Origin of the sequence: Streptomyces lothianensis (assembly GCF_047779955.1) — a bacterium.
Taxonomy (GTDB): Bacteria; Actinomycetota; Actinomycetes; order Streptomycetales; family Streptomycetaceae; genus Streptomyces.
Map to the genome: position 1 here is coordinate 165,617 of NZ_JBLMKT010000041.1, position 20,763 is coordinate 186,379.

16 protein-coding genes are annotated in these 20,763 nt (G+C 72.3%); 8 read left to right on the top strand and 8 right to left on the bottom strand.

The features are described from left to right. Positions 1 to 38 precede the first annotated feature (38 nt). The 4 genes from ACLF6P_RS15425 to ACLF6P_RS15440 form a co-directional block, all read right to left on the bottom strand. A complete protein-coding gene (locus ACLF6P_RS15425; protein WP_415950842.1) occupies positions 39 to 707 on the bottom strand; it encodes a DUF4126 domain-containing protein in 669 nt (222 codons plus the stop codon). Between the two features lie 297 nt (positions 708 to 1,004). Continuing rightward, positions 1,005 to 1,673, bottom strand: a complete 669-nt coding sequence (locus tag ACLF6P_RS15430) for a TetR/AcrR family transcriptional regulator (protein ID WP_415950957.1) — start codon at positions 1,671 to 1,673, stop codon at positions 1,005 to 1,007. 103 nt (positions 1,674 to 1,776) lie between these two features. Continuing rightward, on the bottom strand, positions 1,777 to 3,861 hold the full coding sequence (locus tag ACLF6P_RS15435; protein ID WP_415950843.1) for a YhgE/Pip family protein: 2,085 nt from the start codon (positions 3,859 to 3,861) through the stop codon (positions 1,777 to 1,779). Continuing rightward, positions 3,833 to 4,690, bottom strand: coding sequence for an ATP-binding cassette domain-containing protein (locus ACLF6P_RS15440; RefSeq protein WP_415950844.1), 858 nt, complete (start codon positions 4,688 to 4,690; stop codon positions 3,833 to 3,835). The genes ACLF6P_RS15435 and ACLF6P_RS15440 overlap by 29 nt, the downstream gene beginning before the upstream one ends. A gap of 327 nt (positions 4,691 to 5,017) precedes the next feature. Here ACLF6P_RS15440 and ACLF6P_RS15445 point away from each other — a divergent pair, with 327 nt between their 5' ends. The 3 genes from ACLF6P_RS15445 (at position 5,018) to ACLF6P_RS15455 (ending at position 7,133) form a co-directional block, all read left to right on the top strand. After that, a complete protein-coding gene (locus tag ACLF6P_RS15445) occupies positions 5,018 to 5,560 on the top strand; it encodes an SAV_6107 family HEPN domain-containing protein (protein ID WP_415950845.1) in 543 nt (180 codons plus the stop codon). 82 nt (positions 5,561 to 5,642) lie between these two features. Next, a complete protein-coding gene (locus ACLF6P_RS15450; RefSeq protein ID WP_415950846.1) occupies positions 5,643 to 6,455 on the top strand; it encodes a methyltransferase in 813 nt (270 codons plus the stop codon). Positions 6,456 to 6,716: 261 nt separating this feature from the next. Further along, positions 6,717 to 7,133 carry a DUF3040 domain-containing protein gene (locus ACLF6P_RS15455; RefSeq protein WP_415950848.1) on the top strand — a complete coding sequence of 139 codons (417 nt, stop codon included), beginning with the start codon at positions 6,717 to 6,719 and terminating at the stop codon, positions 7,131 to 7,133. A gap of 261 nt (positions 7,134 to 7,394) precedes the next feature. On the opposite strand, the gene ACLF6P_RS15460 is transcribed toward ACLF6P_RS15455, so the two are convergent. The 4 genes from ACLF6P_RS15460 to ACLF6P_RS15475 all read right to left on the bottom strand — a co-directional run bounded on the left by ACLF6P_RS15460 (position 7,395) and on the right by ACLF6P_RS15475 (position 12,999). Beyond that, positions 7,395 to 9,794: a transglutaminase TgpA family protein gene (locus ACLF6P_RS15460; protein WP_415950850.1), complete on the bottom strand. Its 2,400-nt coding sequence runs from the start codon at positions 9,792 to 9,794 to the stop codon at positions 7,395 to 7,397. Continuing rightward, on the bottom strand, positions 9,791 to 11,194 hold the full coding sequence (locus tag ACLF6P_RS15465) for a DUF58 domain-containing protein (protein WP_415950851.1): 1,404 nt from the start codon (positions 11,192 to 11,194) through the stop codon (positions 9,791 to 9,793). The genes ACLF6P_RS15460 and ACLF6P_RS15465 overlap by 4 nt, the downstream gene beginning before the upstream one ends. Then, positions 11,194 to 12,252 (bottom strand): AAA family ATPase, encoded by a 1,059-nt coding sequence (locus ACLF6P_RS15470; RefSeq protein ID WP_415950852.1) that lies wholly within the window; start codon positions 12,250 to 12,252, stop codon positions 11,194 to 11,196. The genes ACLF6P_RS15465 and ACLF6P_RS15470 overlap by 1 nt, the downstream gene beginning before the upstream one ends. 198 nt (positions 12,253 to 12,450) lie before the next feature. Next, the gene (locus ACLF6P_RS15475; protein ID WP_415950853.1) at positions 12,451 to 12,999 is read right to left on the bottom strand and encodes a beta-class carbonic anhydrase; all 549 of its coding nucleotides are present in this window, start codon (positions 12,997 to 12,999) and stop codon (positions 12,451 to 12,453) included. A gap of 331 nt (positions 13,000 to 13,330) precedes the next feature. On the opposite strand from ACLF6P_RS15475, the gene rsmH reads away from it, so the two are divergent. The 5 genes from rsmH (at position 13,331) to ACLF6P_RS15500 (ending at position 20,759) form a co-directional block, all read left to right on the top strand. Continuing rightward, entirely contained in the window at positions 13,331 to 14,290 is a 960-nt protein-coding gene (gene rsmH, locus ACLF6P_RS15480; protein WP_463315319.1) for a 16S rRNA (cytosine(1402)-N(4))-methyltransferase RsmH, read from the top strand. Further along, the gene (ftsL, locus tag ACLF6P_RS15485; protein ID WP_463315320.1) at positions 14,287 to 14,940 is read left to right on the top strand and encodes a cell division protein FtsL; all 654 of its coding nucleotides are present in this window, start codon (positions 14,287 to 14,289) and stop codon (positions 14,938 to 14,940) included. The genes rsmH and ftsL overlap by 4 nt, the downstream gene beginning before the upstream one ends. A 796-nt stretch (positions 14,941 to 15,736) precedes the next feature. Beyond that, on the top strand, positions 15,737 to 17,491 hold the full coding sequence (locus ACLF6P_RS15490; RefSeq protein WP_415950854.1) for a peptidoglycan D,D-transpeptidase FtsI family protein: 1,755 nt from the start codon (positions 15,737 to 15,739) through the stop codon (positions 17,489 to 17,491). Between the two features lie 71 nt (positions 17,492 to 17,562). After that, positions 17,563 to 19,353, top strand: coding sequence for a UDP-N-acetylmuramoyl-L-alanyl-D-glutamate--2,6-diaminopimelate ligase (locus ACLF6P_RS15495; RefSeq protein ID WP_415950855.1), 1,791 nt, complete (start codon positions 17,563 to 17,565; stop codon positions 19,351 to 19,353). Continuing rightward, a complete protein-coding gene (locus tag ACLF6P_RS15500; RefSeq protein WP_415950856.1) occupies positions 19,350 to 20,759 on the top strand; it encodes a UDP-N-acetylmuramoyl-tripeptide--D-alanyl-D-alanine ligase in 1,410 nt (469 codons plus the stop codon). The genes ACLF6P_RS15495 and ACLF6P_RS15500 overlap by 4 nt, the downstream gene beginning before the upstream one ends. The last annotated feature ends 4 nt before the right edge of the window (positions 20,760 to 20,763 follow it).

Consider the following 20,763-nt stretch of genomic DNA (forward strand, 5'->3'; position numbering starts at 1 on the left):
CGTTGTGCCCCGGGCCGCCGACGGCCCTGAGCGGCCCCCTAACCCCGGCCCGACGGTCCTCGGCCGCCCGCCTGCGACGGTCTTCGGCCCCCCGCCTGCGAGGGCCCGCCGCCCGCCCGGGCCAGCCGTTTCTCCTCCCGCCGCTGTGCGCGCCGCCGAAGGAAGCGGCGGATGCGGCGGGCGAGGAAGAACAGTATGGCCAGGCCCAGGACCAGGAGCACGGCCGCGATGATCGCCGCGGCCTTCGGGTAGAACATGGCGAAGGAGATGAGCGCGGCGACCCCGAGGTCCTCCGCCGCGCTCGTGATCACATTGCTGAACGGCTCCGGCGAGGTGTTGATCGCCATCCGTGTCCCCGCCTTCACGGCATGGCTCGCCAGCGCGGTCGTCCCGCCGACCGCCCCGGCCGTGAGGTCGGAGAGCGAGCCGGACTGCCCGGCGAGCAGTGCACCGACGACTGCTCCGGACACGGGCCGGATCACCGTATGGGCCGCGTCCCAGAAGGAGTCGACGTAGGGGATCTTGTCGCAGACCGTGTCGCAGAGGAAGAGGACGCCCGCCGCGACGAGCACGTCGGTGCGCTGCAGGGCGGCCGGTACCTCGTCGCTCACGCCGGTCGCGCCGAAGACGCCGAGCAGGAGCACCACCGCGTACGCGTTGATGCCGCTGGCCCAGCCGCTTGTGAACACCAGGGGGAGTACGGACACGGACGTGATCGTAACCAGTGGGTTTTCGGCGCGTCCCGGGGATGGGTACGCACGTCTGAGTATCTGTACCTAGTACGCGAGATGAGTACGTGCGCGGATGGGGCCCGGCCTGCGCGGACGGAAGAGTGGGAGGCACGGACGGGGAGCGGCACCGGCACCGCCGACACGGGGCGGCGGAACGGTGCGGCACCCCGGACGGAACGGGGGCGAGCGGCGCGCCGGGCCGTCAGAAGCTGATGTTGAACCCCGCTTCGGATCAGACCCCTCGGGCCCGGAGAGGGGTTCGACAACAGCTTCTCAGGCCAGGCCGCCCGCCACCCGTCCCTGCAGCAGCCGCGAAAGCGCCGCGTGCACCTCGTCGAGCGAGCGCTCCGGCTGGAAGGCCTGCCAGTCGAGCGCGGCCACGAGGACCATGCCCACGAGAGCCGCCGCGGTCAGCGGGATGTCGATCTCCTCGCTCAGCTCACCGTCCGCGACGCCTTCGCGCAGCACCCCCTCGACCACGGCGACCGCCTGCTGCCGTACGACGAGCAGCGTGGACTGCCAGGCGCGTCCGGTGCGCCACAGCTCCGCCACGTACAGCTGGGTGAAGGACGGGTAGCGGGCGATGAAGTCGAGGCCCGAACGGATCATCGCGTCGAGGGCGGCGACCTTCGAGCCGCCCTCGCGGGCCGTCTCGTCCGCCGCGCGCTGCAGCGACTCGGTGAGCAGGCCCACGCCGTAGCGGAGCAGCTCCTCGAAGAGTTCGGCCTTGCTGGCGAAGTTGTAGTAGACGGTGCCCTTGGCGACGCCCGCGCGTTCGGCGATCTCGTCGACCGTGGTCGCCGAGAAGCCCTGCTCCGCGATGAGCGTCACGGCTGCCTCGTACAACTTCGCCTTGGTGGCCTGCCGCCGCCCGCCACTCGCCGGGCCGCCACTCGCCCCGCCGCCACTTACCGAGCCACCGCTCGCCGTACTGCTGCTCACCTTGGGGCCACCGCTCACCTTGGGGCCACCGTCTCCTCTGGAGCCGGTGGCCCCCGCTGCGTTCTGCATGACTCCGATTCTCACAGGCCCGGCGCCGCCGCCGTCACAGGCTCAGCTCAGGATGCAGCCGGTCCAGGGTCCACACCTGCCGCTTGCGTGCCGACAGCGCCGTCAGGGCGAGCGCGCCGAGCGTGAAGGCCACCAGGACCGCACAGCCCTGCCACACGGGTTCGAGTCCGCCGCCCGTGATCAGCCGCCGCAGCGCCTCCACCACGTAGGTCATCGGCAGGAACGGGTGGATCGCGCCGAAGAACGACGGGCTCGTCTGCACCGGATAGGTGCCGCCCGCGGAGGTGAGCTGCAGCATCAGGAAGGCGAGGACCAGGATGCGGCCGGCCGCCCCGAAGCGGGCGTTGAGCCACTGCACGATTGCCGCGAAGCAGCCGGTGACCAGGAGGAGGAAGCCGATGGTGCCGGCTGCGTGCGCCATCTCCAGGCCGAGCCCCCAGTGCAGCACCGAGATCAGGGCCGTCACCTGCAGCGCGCCGATCGCCGCGACCGGCAGCCAGCCCGCGAGCGCGATCCGCCAGGCGGAGGCGCCGGTGGCGAGCGCGCGCCGGTTCAGCGGGGCGATCAGCATGTACGCGACCATCGCGCCGACCCACAGCGACAGCGGGATGAAGTACGGGGCGAAACCGGTGCCGTAGTTGGGCGCCTCGTGCAGGGACTTGGCGGCCAGCCGCACGGGATCGGCCATGACCTCCGTACGGGCGTCGCGGTCCTGCTTGTCGTAGTCGGGGATCTGTCCCGCGCCCTCGCGCAGCCCGCCGGCGAGCTCGCCGGAGCCGTCGACCAGCTTGAACAGGCCGCCGTTCAGGTCCTTCGCGCCGTCCTTGAGGCGGCCGACACCCGAATCGAGATCGGCCGAGCCGGACTTGGCGTCGCTCAGGCCCGTGTGCAGCTTGTCGGCCCCCTCGGCGACGGCGTGCGCGGCCCGGTTCAGCCGGTTGATGTCCTTCACGGCCGATTCGACGTTGTCCGCGAGGTCCGGGGCGCGTTCGGCGAGCGCGTTCGCCTGCTTCCGGAGCTTGGTGAGGTGGTCGTCGAGCTTGCCGGTGTCGTCCGTGTAGTTCTGTACGACGGCGTTGACGTCGGCGGCGATCAGTTCGACCTCGTCACCCGCCTCCTTGGCCTCCTTGAGCTGCGGGCAGGCCGGATTGCCGATGAGTGCGTCCGTGCAGAGCGTCTTGTACGCGGAGTCCATGCGGTCGGAGGCCTTCTTGGCCCCCGAGGCGGCCACCGGGGCGGTCCTGGTGAAGGCGTCGAGGTGCCCCTGGACCACACCCGCCGTGTCGGCGACCAGGCGGGCCGTGTCCTCGATGCTGTCGCCGTTCTCGCGCAGGAACGGCAGGACCTTCTCGGCCGGACCGTTCACCTTGTCCGCGAGCCGCTGCGTTCCGTCGGCCACCTGGCCGGCGCCGGTCTCCAGCTCGTCCGCGCCCTTGTCCAGGTCCCTGATCCCGCGCGCCAGCTCACCGCTGCCCGATTTGGCGTCCCCGAGCCCGTCGGCGAGCTGCTTCGCGCCGTCCTTCGCCTTGCCCGCGCCCTCCTCCAGGCGCCCGGCGCCGTCGGCGGCCTCCTCGGTCCTGTCGTGGAGATCGGAGAACGAGACGAAGATCTTGTCCAGGAACGTCCGCGAGGCCTTGTTCGACGCGGCCGAGCGCACCTCGGCGAAGACGGTCCGCGAGAGCTGGCCGACGATGTAGTTGTTGGCGTCGTTCGTGTGCACCTGCAGCGCGCCCGTCTCCGGGTTCTCGCCCGAGCTCGACGCGATCCGCCTGCTGAAGTCCTCGGGGACGGTCAGGGACAGGTAGTACGTGCCGTCCTCGAGGCCCTCGCGTGCCGCGTCCGCGTCCACCTCGTGCCAGTCGAAGACCTCGCTGTCGTGCAGCCCCTCGGCTATCCCGTCGCCCGCGGCGATCTGCTTCCCGTCGGCCTTCGCGCCCTGGTCGGCGTTGACCAGCGCGACCGGGATCCTGTCCAGACGGCCGTACGGGTCCCAGAACGACCACAGGTAGAGGGCACCGTAGAGCAGCGGCAGGAGCAGCAGCGAGACGAGCGCGGCGCGGGGCAGCCGGCCCCGGCCGAAGCGCTTCAGCTCAAGAGCGGCCAGTTTCGGCGAGCGCATCGGCTGCCCCCTTCTCGTCGGAGTCCTCGTCCTTGCCGGGGTGTACGTCCTTGCCGGAGCCCTCGTCTTTGCCGGAGCCCTCGTCCTTGCCGGAGTCGTCGTCCTTGCCCGGGTTCACGTCCGTGTCCGGGCGGACGACCGTGTCCGGGTCCATGTCCGCGCCCGGGTCTACGTCCTCGCCCTTGTCGGTGTCCTCGCCCGGAGCCTGCTCGGGTGTGCCGAGGACGACCTTGCGCGCCGGCTCCGGCGCCCCGTGCCCCACCGCCACGACGGTCGTGCCGTCCTCGGCGATCGCGCCCAGCATCCGCCAGGCGGCCTCCCGTTCCGTGGCCGAGAGCTTCAGGCCCAGGTCGTCCACCGCGAGCAGCCGCGGCCGCCCGATCAGGGCGAGCGCCACGGACAGCCGCAGCGCCTCGATCCGCTCCAGATCCCGTACGGCCGTCCGCGGGCCCTTGACCAGCGACTCCAGGTCGAGACCCGCGGAGGCGAGTGCCTGCTCGCGCAGCAGGGCTGCGGCGTTCACGCGCTCGGCCCTGGGGCGCAGGAGCGAGCGCAGGGAGCCGCCGAACCGGCTCTGCAGCAGGGTGCGTTCGTGCAGGTGCTCGGCGACCGTCAGGGAGGGTTCGAGGTCAGTGATGCCCGGGACATGGGCGACGGCGCTGATCCGCCGTACGGCCGCGGCCTGCTTCGGAAGCCGCAGGTCACCGACCTCGGCACGCCCGGCCTTCGCCCGCATCCGCCCGGTCAGCGCGAGCAGCAGCGAGGTGCGCCCGGAGCCGGACGGCCCCTCGACGGCGACCAGGTCGCCGGCCTTCGCCGTGAAGTCCACCTCGCGAAAGGCCCACCCCCGGGGCCCTCGCACTCCGAACCCCTCCACCACGAGCACGTACGGCCCCCTCCTGTGTCACCGATTTTTAGACTGACTGGTCAGTTCAAAAACTACACGGGGTCCTCGCGGCCGTGCCACCGGGGGGTGCCTCCATCCGCCCCGCCCCCCGCCCCGCCCCTCGCCGCACCGCCCGCCCCAACTCCCTTGACCGAACCCTTGATCGAGCCGAACCCGCAGGTCAGGGTCGATTGTCAGTGGCGTACTTCACGATGGGGTCATACGGCAGCTTCTTCGCCAGTGCCGTCAAACGACGACAGGAGGTTCGTCATGGCCAGCTCCTCTGCAGCAGCCGCACGCCGGCCCCATGTGGTTGAAGGAAGAAGCAATGGCCCCGTCCCCTCGCCGGGCGGCCCCGCGGGTGATGTCCACCCGGTCCTGCGCCGGGCCTCGGCCCCGCCCGCCGCCCTCGACCTGCTCGCCCAGGCCCGCACCGGACTGGACGAGGCGGCCCGCCTCGAAACTCCCAACGAGCGCTATGCGGCCGCCCACCTCGCCGCCCTGCGCACCGCCGCCGCCGTGCTCGCCGCGCGCGGGCGGCCCGAGACCAGTGCCCGCAAGCGGGCGAAGATCCGGAGCGCCTGGGAAGTCCTCCCCGAGATAGCCCCGGAACTGACCGAGTGGAGCGCCCTGTTCGCCTCCGGCGCCACCAAGCGGGCCCGCGCCGTCGCGGGCATCCGGGGCGCGGCGGGCACCCGCGATGCCGATGACCTGCTGCGCGATGTCGCCATGTTCCTGCGCCTGGTCGAGCGGATGCTGGTGCTGCAGCCGGTCCTGCCGCAGGCGCGCACCGAGCGGCCGGACGCGGGGTGAAGGGCGGGGCGCAGGCAATAGGGTGGGGAGGAACATCCCCACCCCGCCCCATCAGGCGGATCCGCGCCGAGGAGAAAATGTCGTGTCGGACCCGATGCGCCCGCCCGTCGCCCCCCACCACCCTCAACGGTCGTCGCTCCGCTCCGGCACCCCTGGTTCCCGTGCCTCCCTCCGTACCGCCGTGGTCTGGGACGTACTGAAGGAGGCCCTCGACCGGCAGGTCAAGGCCTCCGGCCGGGAGCAGCTCGACGTGCTCGACACCGGCGGCGGCAGCGGGAACTTCGCGGTGCCCGTGGCCGCGCTCGGCCACCGCGTCACCGTCGTCGACCCGAGCCCCAACGCACTGTTCGCCCTGGAGCGCAGAACCGCCGAGGCCGGCGTCGCGGACCGGGTGAGCGGGGTGCAGGGCGATGTGCACGGCCTCTTCGACGTCGTGGAGCGCGGCGCGTACGACGCCGTGCTCTGCCACGGCGTCCTGGAGTACGTGGACGACCCGGCGGAAGGCGTGCGGAACGTCGCGGGGGCGCTGCGCGAGAAGGGCGTCCTCAGCCTGCTTGCCGCCGGCCTCGGCGGTGCCGTGCTCGCCAGGGCCCTGGCAGGCCACTTCACCGAGGCCCGGCAGGCGCTCGCCGATCCGGCCGGGCGCTGGGGCGAGGGCGACCCGGTGCCGCGCCGCTTCAGCGCCGAACAGCTGACCGGCCTGGTCGAGGACGGCGGCCTTCGGGTCGGCTCGGTGCACGGCGTACGGGTCTTCGCGGACCTGGTCCCGGGCGTCCTCGTGGACACCGAGCCCGGCGCCCTCGACGCCCTGATCAAGCTGGAGGCCGCCGCCGCCGAACAGCCCGCCTTCCACGCCGTCGCCACCCAACTGCACGTACTGGGCGAGAAGAACTGAGAACGGGCCGCGTGATCAGGGGCGCAGCCGCACATGGAGTACGCCACAGGCCCCCCGATCGGGGCCCGTGACCCGTATGATCGAGGGACAACGTCCGGCATGACGGCCGTCCACCGGGGAATGAACGCCTCGGAAGCGGGCGCCGTGGTGGGCCCGAACGGCGAATTGGCGTAGAGGGGCGGGTTTCACGGGGGCGATTCCCTGCCTATCCTGAAGGGGACCCCCGGTCGCCCCGGCGACTGCACGATGAGGAGGGACTCCGTGCCGCTCTCAGAGCACGAGCAGCGCATGCTCGAGCAGATGGAGCGAGCGCTGTACGCCGAAGATCCCAAGTTCGCGACAGCGCTTGAGGGAAGCGGGCTGCGTACGTACACCCGGAAGCGGGTCTACCAAGCGGTCGCAGGCTTCCTTGTGGGTATCGCGCTCCTCATGACAGGAATGGTCGCGCAGCAGATCTGGATCAGTGTGGTGGGATTCCTCGTCATGCTGGGCTGTGCAGTGCTCGCGGTGACCGGTTGGCGCAAGGCGCCCAAGCCCGGCGAGCAGGCCCCCGCGGCGGATGGCTCCGACGGCGGCCAGGCGGGCTCCCAGAGCCCCCGGCGCCAGGGCCGCCAACGGCGGTCGATGATGAACCGAATCGAACAGCGCTGGCAGAAGCGGCGCGACGAAGGACACTGAGCTGACCCGAACGTGGGGGCGGACGCCATTGGCGTCCGCCCCCACGTCGCTGTTTGGGTGGGCCCAGCCAGTGGGCGGCTGTCAGCCCATGGGGCAACTGTCAGCCCGTCCGGCGTTCGAGGGCGAGCGCGTTCAGCGCGATATGGGGGCCAGGGGCGAAGCCCCAAGGGGGGTCCGGGGGCTACGTCCCCGGTTTCGGGAAGGGGCGGGTAGGGGAAACGCCGCCCGCCGCAGGCGCATCCCACCCGCACCCGGCAACCCCTACTTCGCCCGCCGCGGCACCAGCCGCTCAAGCCCCCAGTTCCTGACCCCCCACCGTTCCTTGAACGCCGCCCAGCGGTCCGAGCAGGCCCAGGCCACCCGGACGGCCGAACGGGGCGCGAACAACGCGCGCAGGCGGGACATGCGGTTCACCGACGCCTGCAGCCCCGCCCGCACCGTACGGACATCCGCCGCCACTCCGGCCGTCGCCTGCGGAACCGGCGCGTACAGCACCCGCTCCACCGCCACCGCGAGCCGCTGCACGGCCTCCGCCGCATCCGTGTGCAGCTCACCGAGCCGGATGATCCGCTCCGCCGCCTTCCGCGGCGTCTGCGCCTCGTCGGGCACGATGCCGTGGTCCCAGGCCGAATCCGTCACCTCGAGCCACGCGGCCAGCGTCCGCGCCGCCGCCTCGGCGGGCGTACGGCCATGCGAGGCCAGCCGCACCCGGCGCACCCGCGTCCGCCACAGCAGCGGGAGCAGCGGCACCACGAGCAGGACCAGCACACCAGCCGAGATCCCGAGATAGGTGCCCCAGGGGGTGCCGTCGTCCGGGCCACCGCCACCGGCCCCGGCATCCTGTTGCCCGCACTCGTTGAAGCGCCGCAGCTCGGGCGGGCAGGACGGATCGGCGGACTCGGAGGGCCGGTCGCTGGGCGCCGCCGACTCCGTGGCCTCGGGGGCCTCGCTGCTCGGGGTGTCCGAGGGGGTGTCCTCCCGGGTGTACTCGGGCGCCGTGCCCCGGGTCGGGGTCGGCTCGAAGCGGGTCCAGCCCACGCCCTCGAAGTACAGCTCGGGCCAGGCGTGCGCATCGCGCAGCCCCACCGACATCGCGCCGTCCGAGGAGAGCGAACCGGGCGTGAAGCCCACCGCGACCCGGGCGGGGATGTCGAGGGTGCGGGCCATGGAAGCCATCGCGAAGGAGAAGTGGACGCAGAAGCCTTCCTTGTCCTTCAGGAAGCGGCTGATCGCCGCCGAGCCGCTGCCCGAGTCGACCTCGGTGTCGTAGGTGAAGCCGCCGCTGACCGCGAAGTAGTCCTGCAGCTTGACGGCCTTCTCGTAGTCGTTGGCGGCCCCGTCCGTCACTTCCAGGGCCCGCTTGTACACATCGGCCGGCAGCGACCTGGGCACCACGGTGAACTCGCGGGCGATCTCCGGGCTCGGGGCCGGCGCGTTCGCCAGCTGCTCCGCCGTCGGCTGCACGATCAGGCTCCTGACCGTGTATGTCTCGCCCTCGGTCGTCTGCGTGCGGTCACCGACGATGGCGCGTCCGACGGGTTCGTAGCGCCAGGTGCCGTCGAGGTCGACCCCCGTCGCGGGGAACGGCATCGGCAGCCACTTCTGTCCGTAGTCGTCGTCGGCGGTGATCTGGGTGGTGACCTCCCTGACCTGAACGTCGTCGGCGAGCCCGCGTGGATCCGGGAACGACGAGGGCACATCGGTGATCGCCCGCTTGGCGGGCCGCCAGCTCGTACCGTCGAACTCGTCGAGCGCGACGAACCGCATGTACATGTCCCGCGTGGACTCGGCGTCCGTACGGTAGGAGAGGACCTCGCGGTCGGTCGGCTGGTTCAGGCTGTCCTTCAGCGAGACCAGCGGATCCACCGTGGAGATCGTGCCGCCGCCCCCGCTGCCGCCGCCGCTGCCCCTGCCGTCGAGCAGCCCGCCGTCGAGCGCGGGCAGCGCCGCGGGCACCACCAGGGCGATACCCAGGGCGAACGCGCCGATCCGCCGTCCGGTGCGCACCGGGGCCGTGACCCCGCCGCTGTCCAGCCCGGCGGCGGACTCCTGCCCCCGCCGCGTGGCGCCACCGAAGACCCGGCCCCACTGCGAGAGCCGGTCGCGTCCCTCGGCGAGCAGCAGCAGCAGATAACCGGCCGCGGCGAGCAGGAACAGCGCCCAGCCCGCACCGTCCTCGGACAGCCCGGCCGCCACCGAGTACAGGGCGAGCAGCGGAAGGCCCGCGGGAGCGGCGCTGCGGAAGGTCACCGCGAGCGCGTCCACGAGCAGCCCGATCACCAGGACCCCGCCGACCAGCATCAGCCGGATGCCGTCGGTCAGCGGCGCAGGCGTCGCATAGGCGCCGACGTCCTCGGCGCCCGTCTGCAGCAGCAGCCCGAGCTCCCGTACGGAATCGGGGGTCGGCACGAACAGCGCCAGCGCCTGCTCCCGTACGAAGACCACGGTCAGGAGCAGGAAGGTCGCCAGGACCTGCGCTCCGACCGTCACCGGACGCGCCAGCGGAATCCGCCGGGCCCCGGCGCCCACGCCGGACTGCACGGCGAGCAGGAGCGCCCCCTGCGCCAGCCATCCCGCCGAGTCGATCAGCGGCAGCAGTGCGCAGGCAGCCGCCAACGTGGCCGCGTAGGCGCACAGCGCGAGGCGTGTGCGGCCGCTCATGACCCTCCCCCTGTTCCTGGTTCCTGAGGACGCCCCACGACGCCCGAGCGCTGCCGGTCAGCCTGCCGCCACAGATCGGCCAGGGACAGCCCCGGCGATACGGCGAGCGCGGTCCAGCCCGACTCGCGAAGCAGCCGCAGCCGCTCCTCGACCTGGGGCGAAGGCCCCTGGGCGGCTCCGTGCACCCAGGCCGGGCCATCCAGTACGAAGGCCACGGCGGCGCCGCTGCGCCGCCGCATCCGGGCGACCACAGCCGTCTGTTCCTCGTCGAGCGCGCCGAGGAAGGCGATCAGCAGCCCCTCGCTCCCGCCGCGCAGCACGTCGTACGCGCGGGCGAGGCCCGCGCCGTCCGAGTGGTCGATCACGGCGAGCGTGTCCATCATCAGCCCCGCGGCATCCGCCGACTCCTGTGTGGAGCCCGCGAACCCGTCCGCGCCCTCACCGGGCACAACGGTGCCGGTGTCGGTGAGCAGACGCACCGAGAAGCCCCGTTCAAGCATGTGCACCAGGGCCGACGCGGCACCCGAGACCGCCCATTCGAAGGCCGAGTCGGGGCCCGCGCCCTGATGGCCGACGCGACGCGTGTCGAGCAGGACGGTGCAGCGCGAGCGCTGCGGCTGCTCCTCGCGGCGCACCATCAGCTCGCCGTACTTGGCGGTGGAGCGCCAGTGCACCCGGCGCAGGTCGTCGCCGTGCCGGTAGCCGCGCGGGATCACATCGTCGTCGCCGGCCAGGGCGAGCGAGCGCTGCCGCCCGTCGCCGTAGCCCTGCGCCTCGCCCGAGAGCCGGACGGCGGGCAGCGGCTCGACGCGCGGGATCACCGTCAGCGTGTCGAAGGCGCTGAAGGACCGCGTCAGTTCGCACATGCCGAAGGGATCGCTCAGCCGCAGCTGCAGCGGCCCGAGCGGATAGCGCCCGCGCAGATCCGAGCGCACCCGGTAGGAGACCTCGCGCCGACCGCCCGCCTCGACCCGGTCGAGCACGAACCGCGGCCGCGGCCCGAGCACGTAGGGCACCCGGTCCTGGAGCATCAGGAGCCCGGTGGGCAGCCGCGAGACGTTGTCCATCCGCAGATGCACCCGCGCCTCCGAACCGGCCGGCACCCGTCCGGGCGCGAGCCGGCGCGAGGCCGCCACCCGGTAGCGCGTGCGGTACAGGACGATCGCGCTGACCACCGGCAGTACGGCGAGCAGCAGCCCCACCCGCAGCAGATCGCTCTGGCCGAGCACATAGGCGCACACGGCCGCGGCCACACCGGCGGCGAGGAAGGAACGCCCGCGTGTGGTCAGCCCGGCGAACGCGGTCCGCAGCCCGCCCCTGTCGTCTTCCTTCCCGTCCCCGTGGGACACCCGGCCCCAGGTCCGCGGCGTGGTGTCCTGCGCCGGCGCCCCGGCCGCCATCACAGCCTCCGCGCGCCGTGCTGCTGCTGGCCGTAGGGGGCCTGGCCCCCGGGCATCTGCGCAGGTGCCTGGGGGTAGCCGGCCGCGGGCGGCTGTGCGGCCGGGACCGGGACGCGCTGCAGGATGTCGAGGACGACCTGCTCGGACGTACGACGGTTCAGCTGGGCCTGCGCGGTGGGCAGCAGACGGTGTGCGAGGACCGCGACGGCGAGCGCCTGCAGATCGTCGGGCAGGACGTACTCGCGGCCGCTCAGCGCGGCGGAGGCCTTCGCCGCCCGCAGCAGATGCAGGGTCGCGCGCGGCGAGGCCCCGAGTCTGAGGTCCGGGTGGTTGCGGGTGGCGGAGACGATCTCCACCGCATACCGCCGTACGGCCTCGGCGACATGGACCCCGCGGACCGCGTCGATCAGCTTCACGATGTCGTGCGCGTGGGCCACCGGCTGCAGATCGTCCAGCGGTGAGACGCCGCCGTGCACGTCGAGCATCTGCAGCTCGGCCTCGGCGCCCGGATAGCCGATCGAGACCCGTGCCATGAACCGGTCGCGCTGGGCCTCGGGCAGCGGGTAGGTGCCCTCCATCTCGACCGGGTTCTGGGTCGCCACGACCATGAACGGGTCGGGCAGCTCGTAGGACCGCCCGTCGGTGGTGACCTGCCGCTCCTCCATGGACTCCAGGAGCGCGGACTGCGTCTTCGGCGAGGCGCGGTTGATCTCGTCGCCGATCACGATCTGCGCGAAGATCGCACCCGGCTTGAACTCGAACTCCCCGCGCTGCTGGTCGAAGATGGACACACCGGTGATGTCGGACGGCAGCAGATCCGGTGTGAACTGGATGCGCCGCACCGAGCAGTCGATGGACCGCGCGAGCGCCTTGGCGAGCATGGTCTTGCCCACGCCCGGTACGTCTTCGATGAGCAGATGGCCCTCGGCGAGCAGCACGGTCAGCGAGAGCCGTACGACCTCGGGCTTGCCCTCGATCACTCCCTCCACCGACCTGCGGACTCGATCCACGGTGGTGGTCAGATCTGTGAGGCTAGCTCGATCTTCATAGGTCGTCACCCCGGCCCTCCTCGGCCACTTTCTTCGGGCCGATGTCTCCTGTGCGACCCGGCCCGCCCCGGTACTTGGACAGCGCGCACGGATGGTTCCGGCGCGGTGTCCCACCCGCATTCTTGTTTGCCCTCCCCGTTCGTGTCACTCGCCTGTGGCCAAGTGACCGCCCTTTGTCGGGGTTTGGGCGGGTTTATCCGGGGCTTTTCAGGCGGCGTCGATCTCGCGCAGGAGGCCGGTGGACACATCGAAGACGAAGCCGCGGACATCGTCGTTGTGCAGCAGGAACGGTGAGGTGCGCACCCGCTGCATCGACTGCCGTACGTCCTGGTCGACATCGCGGAAGGCCTCGACCGCCCAGGCCGGACGCTGGCCGACCTCGTCCTCCAGCTCGTGCCGGAAGTCCTCGGTCAGGGAGAGCAGACCGCAGCCGGTGTGGTGGATCAGGACCACGCTGCGGGTGCCGAGCGCACGCTGGCTGATGGTGAGGGAGCGGATGACGTCATCGGTGACCACCCCGCCCGCGTTGCGGATCGTGTGGCAGTCGCCGAGTTCGAGACCCAGTGCGTCGTGCAGGTCGAGCCGGGCGTCCATGCAGGCCACGACGGCGACCTTGAGGACCGGGCGGGCGTCCATGCCCGGGTCCACGAAGTCCGTGGCATAACGCTGGTTCGCCTCGACGAGCCGGTCGGTGACGGTGCCCTGGTCGGCTGTGGCACCGCTCGGGCCAGGGGAGAACGATCGCGAAGTCGACATGGCCAAACGGTACCGTTGCGGGTGTAGGCGGGCGCGCTGTGAGGTGCGACAAAAGAACGTCAAACGGCGCTGCCGTGACGCACTCCACAGGAGTGGCGCCAGAGGCCTGTACGGGTGAGGGAGGGGCGCGGCGACGCGCTTGCCCGGTTGATTGACCGGGACAACCGGTGGACTAAAGTGACGCGAACCGACAGACGTGTACGTGTTTGACGGTAACCGAACTCCAGGAGACCGTCCCCTCTCGAACGACGGGCTCCCCGCGCGTGCGGTCGTACGTACGGCCCGGGGATCCGGCCGGCCGTCGCGGCCGTGCCCGACCTGAGAGGGTGCGTTGAGCGAGCAGCAGCGACACGTCCCGGTGATGCTCCAGCGGTGCCTGGACCTGTTGGCCCCCGCGCTCACCGAGCCCGGTGCGGTCGTCGTCGACTGCACCCTCGGCCTCGGTGGACACAGCGAGGCCCTGCTGCGGAGCTTCCCCGAAGCCCGCCTCGTGGCACTCGACCGCGACAAGGAGGCGCTGCGCCTCTCCGGCGAGCGGCTCGCACCCTTCGGCGAGCGCGCCACCCTCGTGCACGCCGTCTACGACGAACTCCCCGATGTACTCGACCGGCTCGGCATCGGCCAGGTCCAGGGCGTCCTCTTCGACCTCGGCGTCTCCTCGATGCAACTCGACGAGGCGGACCGCGGCTTCGCCTACGCCCAGGACGCACCGCTCGACATGCGCATGGACCAGACGGCCGGGCTGAGCGCCGCCGAGGTCCTCAACACCTACCCGCCGGGTGAACTCGTCCGGATCCTGCGGGCCTACGGTGAGGAGAAGCAGGCCAAGCGGATCGTCAGCGCGATCGTGCGCGAACGCGAGAAGGAGCCGTTCAGCAACAGCGCGCGGCTCGTGGAGCTGATCCGTGACGCGCTGCCGCAGGCCGCCAAGCGCACCGGCGGCAACCCCGCCAAGCGCACCTTCCAGGCGCTGCGGATCGAGGTCAACGGCGAACTCTCCGTCCTGGAGCGGGCCATCCCCGCGGCCGTCAGGGCGATCGGCGTCGGCGGCCGGGTCGCGGTCCTCTCGTACCACTCGCTGGAGGACCGCCTGGTCAAGCAGGTCTTCGCGGAAGGCGCCGCCACCACCGCGCCGCCCGGCCTGCCGGTGGTGCCCGAGCGCTACCAGCCGCGCCTGAAGCTGCTCACCCGCGGCGCCGAACTGCCCACCGAGGAAGAGGTCGCCGAGAACCGCAGGGCCGCTCCGGCCCGGCTGCGCGGCGTGCAGCGCATCCGGGAGGACCTGTCGTGAGCCCGCGCGGGATGGCGCAGCTGCGGGGGCGGGCCGCACGGCTCGCCCAGCTGCTTCCCGCGGGGCCCGCGTCGGCGGCCCGTACCCCGTTCGTCGTGCTCATCGTGGCGCTGCTCGGCGGCGGCCTGATCGTGCTGCTCGTACTCAACTCGGCGCTGAACGAAGGATCCTTCCAGCTCAGCAAGTTGAAGCGGGAGACCACCGAGCTGACCGACGAGCAGCAGCAGCTGAAGACCGAGGTCGACGGGCACGCCGCGCCCGACGCCCTGGAACGGCGCGCGCGTGAGCTCGGCATGGTGCCCGGGGGTCCGCCCGCCTTCCTCGGCCCCGACGGCAAGGTGCACGGCGAGCCGCGGGAGGCCACCGCGCCCCCGAAGCCGAAGAAGTCGCCGAAGGCGACGGATCCGGCGGATTCGACGGATTCGACGGATTCGGTGGATCCGGCGGATCCGGATTCGGCGAGGGAGGCGTCCCCGACCGGCTCGGCGGACGAGGCGTCGGGGTCTCCGGCGGCCGAGGAGTCCGCAGGGGCTGCGAGGCCCGAGGGGGCCGAGTCGGCCGACGGTGCCGACGCCTCCACCGCACCGGGCTCCCGGTCGTCCGCCTCAACCGCGTCCAGCCCGTCGCCTTCCACGACCCCCGGCAGGTGAGCCCGTGACCGACCGGAAACCACCGGGCCGCCGCGTCCCCGGCCCCTCGAAGCCCCCGCGCTCCGGCGCCTCCCGCCGCACGGAGGGCGAGGGGCGGGAGGGCCGCCCGTCCGAGGGCGGTCGTCCGTCCCCGGACGGGCGTCAGGGCGAGGACGGCCGCCGGGCCAGGGACAGCCGCGCGGAGCAGGACGGCCGCCGGGGCCAGGGCAACCGCCAGGACCAGGACGGCCGCCCGTCCCGGGACAGCCGCCGGGGCCGAGGCAGCCGCGCGGATCAGGAGGGCCGCCCCGCCAGGGACGGCCGCCCTACCAGGGACGGCCGCCGGAGCCAGGGCAGCCGCGCGGACCGGGACAGCCGCCAGGGCCAGGCCGCCCGGCCGGCCCCCGTCACCCGCGGACCCCAGCGAGGCTCCGGACCTCAGCCGGGCTCCCGGCCGCAATCGGGCTCCCGCCCGCAGTCGGGTTCCCGCCCGCCGTCCAGCTCGCGCCCCCGGTCCGGGTCCGCCCCGAAGCCCGCCTCGGGCCCGCACCCCGGTTCCCGCCCGAAGCCCAGCGCCCGCCGGGACGGGGCCTCGGACCCGAGCGCCCCCCGCCCACGCTCCCAGGGCTCCCGCCGGGACGCCGCCCCGGGGCCGAAGGCCCCCCGATCTCAACCCCGCTCCCGCCGGGACGCCGCCTCGGGCGCGAAGCCGCCCCGCCCACGCACCCATGGCCCCCGCCGCCCCGCCCCGCCGCCCGCGCTCCGCCTCGGCAGCCCCCGCCCCCGCCTGCGCCTGGTCAGCCTCGGCCTGACCCTGGTGCTGCTCGCCTTCGTCGTGCGGCTTGTGCAGGTGCAGGCCGTGGACGCCCGCGCGTACGCGGCCAAGGCACAGCAGAACCGCTACCTCGACCTCACCCTGCCCGCCACCCGCGGCGAGATCACCGACCGCAACGGCAAGCTGCTCGCGACCAGCGTGGACGCGTACGACATCACCGCGGACCCCTCGATGTTCAGCGAGGAGGCCGCCGAGACGAAGGACGCGCCCGAGCAGGCCGCCGCGCTGCTCGCCCCGATCCTGGGCCTGGACGCCGAGAAGCTCGCGGCCAAGCTCGACAAACCCGAGGACCGCTACGCCCTGCTGGCCCGCCGCCAGACCCCGCAGGTCTGGAAGCAGATCAAGGATCTGAAGCGCGCGCTCGCCGAGAAGAATCCGCGGACCGGCGGCGTCCTGGCCGGGATCTTCCCCGAGTCGAGCACCCGGCGGCTCTATCCGAACGGTGATCTCGCCGCCGGGATACTGGGCTGGGTCAACGCCGACGGCAAGGGCGGCGGCGGTATCGAATCGCAGCTGAACAAGCTCCTCGCGGGCGAGGACGGCAGCATCGAGTACGCCCAGTCCGGCGGCCGCCGGGTACCGACCGCGGACAGCAGCGAGACGCCCGCCGTTCCCGGCTCGGACGTGGAGCTCACGATCGACCGCGACATCCAGTACGTGGCCCAGAAGGCCATCGCGCAGCAGGTCGCCAAGTCGGAGGCCGACAGCGGTTACGTGGTCGTCCAGGACACGCGGACCGGCGAGATCCTCGCCATGGCCAACGCTCCGGGCTTCGATCCCAACGACCTGTCGAAGGCGAATCCGAAGCACCTGGGCAACCCGGCCCTCCAGCAGGCCTTCGAGCCCGGCTCGACCAGCAAGCTGATCTCGCTGGCCGCGGTTCTGGAGGAGAAGGCCGCAACCCCCGACACCCATGTCACGGTGCCCAACCGGCTGCACCGCGGCGACCGGCTCTTCCGGGACGACGTCGACCACGAGACCTGGTACCTGACGCTCAGCGGTGTGCTCGCCAAGTCCTCCAACATCGGCACGATCCTCGCCACCCAGCAACTCGGCAGGACACAGAAGGAGGCCAACCAGGTCCTCCACGGCTATCTGCGCAAGTTCGGGATGGGCAGCAAGACGGGCATCGGCTTCCCCGGCGAGACCGCGGGCATCCTGCACAAGCCCGGCGACTGGTCGACCTCCACCCAGTACACGGTCCCCTTCGGCCAGGGCTATTCGATCAACGCCGTCCAGGCCGTGTCCGCCTACTCGACGGTCGCCAACGGGGGAGTACGGGTGGAGCCCACCCTCGTACGCGGGAAGAAGGGCCCCGACGGCCGCTTCACGCCCGGCGACGAGCCGGAGAAGACCCGGGTCATCAGCGAGCCGACCGCCGAGACGCTCTCCGAGATGCTGCAGTCCGTGGTCGACGACCCGGAGGGCACCGGCAAGCTGGCGCGGATCGACGGCTACCGGGTGGCGGGCAAGACCGGTACCGCCAACCGCGTCGACCCGGAAACCGGCCGATACAGCGGCTACACGGCCTCGTTCGCCGGCTTCGCCCCGGCCGACAAGCCCAGGATCTCCGTCTACTGCGCCGTGCAGAACCCGACCGAGGGCAGCTACTTCGGCGGCGAGATCTGCGCCCCCATCTTCAAGGAGGTCATGGAGTTCGCCCTGAAGACCCTGAAGGTGGCTCCGACCGGAGCGAAGGCGCCGGGACTGCCGGTCACGTTCGAACCGAAGGACTGACCCGGACGCCCACGAAGCAGTCCCACGTACGCAAACCCGCACTCCCACGAGCACGAACAGGTACCGCCGCCGTGACAACCATCACCCCGGGTTCCGGGAACCGGAGCGAGCAGCCGGGCAGCCACGCCGCCCCATTTCGCTCCCCGACGCCCGCGCCCGGTACGCTCACCGCCGTGCCACACGCTGATCAGTCCCCCACTTTCCGTGAGGGCGGCCCCGTGACCTATCCGGGACCGCCGCGGCCGGAGCGGGTCACTCCGTTCCCCCTCGCCGGCCTCGCCGCCGCACTCGGCATCGATCCCCCCGCCGAAGCCGAGGTCACGGGCATCACCCACGACTCCCGTGCGGTGCGCCCCGGTGACGTCTACGCCGCTCTGCCCGGCGCCCGCGTCCACGGCGCCGACTTCGCCGCCCAGGCCGCCGACCTCGGCGCCGTGGCGATCCTGACCGACCCGGCGGGCCTGCCCCGCGCCCAGGCGACCGGTCTGCCGGTCCTGGTCGCGGGCGATCCGCGCGGCCGGATGGGCGAGCTGGCGGCCACGATCTACGGGCGGCCCGGCGAGGACCTGCTGCAGATCGGGATCACCGGCACCTCGGGCAAGACCACCACCGCGTATCTCGTCGAGGGCGGCCTGAAGGCGGCCGGCAAGCAGACCGGCCTCATCGGCACGGTCGAGATGCGCATCGGCGAGGAGCGCATCAAGTCCGAGCGCACCACCCCCGAAGCCACCGATCTGCAGGCCCTGTTCGCGGTGATGCGTGAACGCGGCACCGACTCGGTCGCCATGGAGGTCTCCAGCCACGCCCTGGTGCTCGGCCGGGTGGACGGCTGCGTCTTCGACGTCGCCGTCTTCAACAACCTGAGCCCGGAACACATGGAGTTCCACTCCGACATGGAGGACTACTTCCGGGCGAAGGCGCAGCTCTTCACCCCGGAGCGCTCCAGGCTCGGCATCATCAACCTCGACGACGAGTACGGGCGCCGCCTCGCCAAGGAGGCCACCGTCCCGGTGGTCACCTTCTCCGCCGAGGGGCACCCGGACGCCGACTGGCGCGCCGACGACGTCGAGGTCGGCCCGATGGACTCGACGCTGACCGTCATCGGCCCGCACGGTGAACGCATCGCCGCCAGGTCCCCGCTGGCCGGGCCCTTCAACGTCGCCAACACTCTCGCGGCGATCGTCTGTCTGGCCGCCGCGGGCATCGACCCGCAGACCGCCGCCGACGGCATCGCGGCCGTCCCCGGGGTGCCGGGGCGCCTGGAGCGGGTCGACGAGGGCCAGCCGTATCTCGCCGTCGTCGACTACGCCCACAAGACGGACGCCGTCGAATCGGTTCTGCGCGCCCTGCGCAAGGTCACCGAGGGCAGGCTGCACATCGTCCTCGGCTGCGGCGGCGACCGCGACACCACCAAACGCGGCCCCATGGGCGCGGCGGCCGCACGCCTCGCCGACACCGCGGTCCTCACCTCCGACAACCCGCGCTCCGAGGACCCCCTCGCGATCCTCGCCACGATGATCGCGGGCGCCGCCGAGGTGCCCGTGCACGAGCGTGGCGACGTCGTGCTCTACGAGGACCGGGCCGCCGCCATCGCCGCCGTGGTCGACCGTGCCGAGCCCGGGGACACCGTGCTCGTGGCCGGCAAGGGCCACGAACAGGGCCAGGACATCAACGGGGTGGTACGCCCCTTCGACGACCGCGACGTGCTGCGGACCGCGATCCGGCGGCACCGCGCAGCCGCCAAGCTGCATTCTCCCGGGGGACAACCCCCGGACCCCCGGCCGGGCAAGCAGGTCGACCGGCGTGACCGGGACGGAAGCAGTGAGGCAGACCTGACAGAACCTCCGGGGATGAACCTGTGATCGCCCTCTCCCTCGCCGAGATCGCCTCTCTCACCGGCGGACAACCGCACGACATACCGGACACGAGCCGCGAGGTCACCGGCTCCGTCGTCATCGACTCGCGCAAGGTGGAGGCGGGCGGCCTGTTCGCCGCGTTCGCCGGCGAGCAGGTCGACGGCCACGACTACGCGGAGCAGGCCATCGCCTCCGGGGCGGCCGCCGTGCTTGCCACCCGGCCCCTCGGCGTGCCCGCGATCGTGGTTGACGACGTGCAGACCGCGCTCGGCAGACTCGCCCGCGAGGTCGTACGGCGCCTGGGCACCGATGTCGTCGCGCTCACCGGCTCCGCGGGCAAGACCTCCACCAAGGACCTCATCGCCCAGGTGCTGCAGGAGCACGCGCCCACCGTCTGGACGCCCGGCTCGCTCAACAACGAGATCGGCCTGCCGCTCACCGCGCTCACCACCGACGCCGCCACCCGCCATCTCGTCCTGGAGATGGGCGCCCGCGGCATCGGCCACATCCGCTATCTCGCGGACCTGACCCCGCCGCGGATCGGCCTGGTGCTCAACGTCGGCACCGCGCACATCGGCGAGTTCGGCGGCCGCGAGCAGATCGCCCAGGCCAAGGGCGAGCTCGTCGAGGCGCTGCCGCCGGCGGACGAAGGCGGCACGGCGGTGCTCAACGCTGACGATCCGCTCGTACGCGCCATGTCCTCCCGTACGAAGGCGAAGGTGCTCTTCTTCGGAGAGGCGGAGGATGCCGACGTACGGGCCGCGAACGTCCGCCTGACCGAGCACGGGCGGCCCGCGTTTACGCTGCACACACCCTCCGGGTGCAGCGAAGTGACCTTGCGCCTGTACGGTGAGCACCACGTGTCGAACGCGCTCGCCGCGGCCGCCGTCGCCCATGAACTGGGTATGTCCGCCGAACAGATCGCACACGCGCTGTCCGGGGCGGGCAACCTGTCGCGCTGGCGCATGGAGGTCACCGAGCGCGCGGACGGTGTGACCGTCGTCAACGACGCCTACAACGCGAACCCCGAATCCATGCGGGCCGCACTGCGCGCGCTCGTCGCCATGGGCAAGGCCTCCCGGGCCGAGGGGGGTCGCACCTGGGCGGTGCTCGGGCAGATGGCCGAGCTGGGCGACGCGGCACTGGCCGAACACGACGCGGTCGGACGGCTCGCCGTCCGGCTCAACGTGAGCAAGCTCGTCGCGGTCGGGGACAGGGAAGCGTCCTGGCTGCAGCTGGGCGCATACAACGAGGGTTCGTGGGGTGAGGAGTCGGTGCACGTGTCCGACGCACAGGCGGCTGTCGATCTGCTGCGCAAAGAGCTGCGCCCGGGAGACGTCGTGCTCGTGAAGGCCTCCAGGTCGGTGGGCCTGGAGCAGGTCGCGCTCGCGCTCCTCGAGGGTGAGGTCTGAGCCG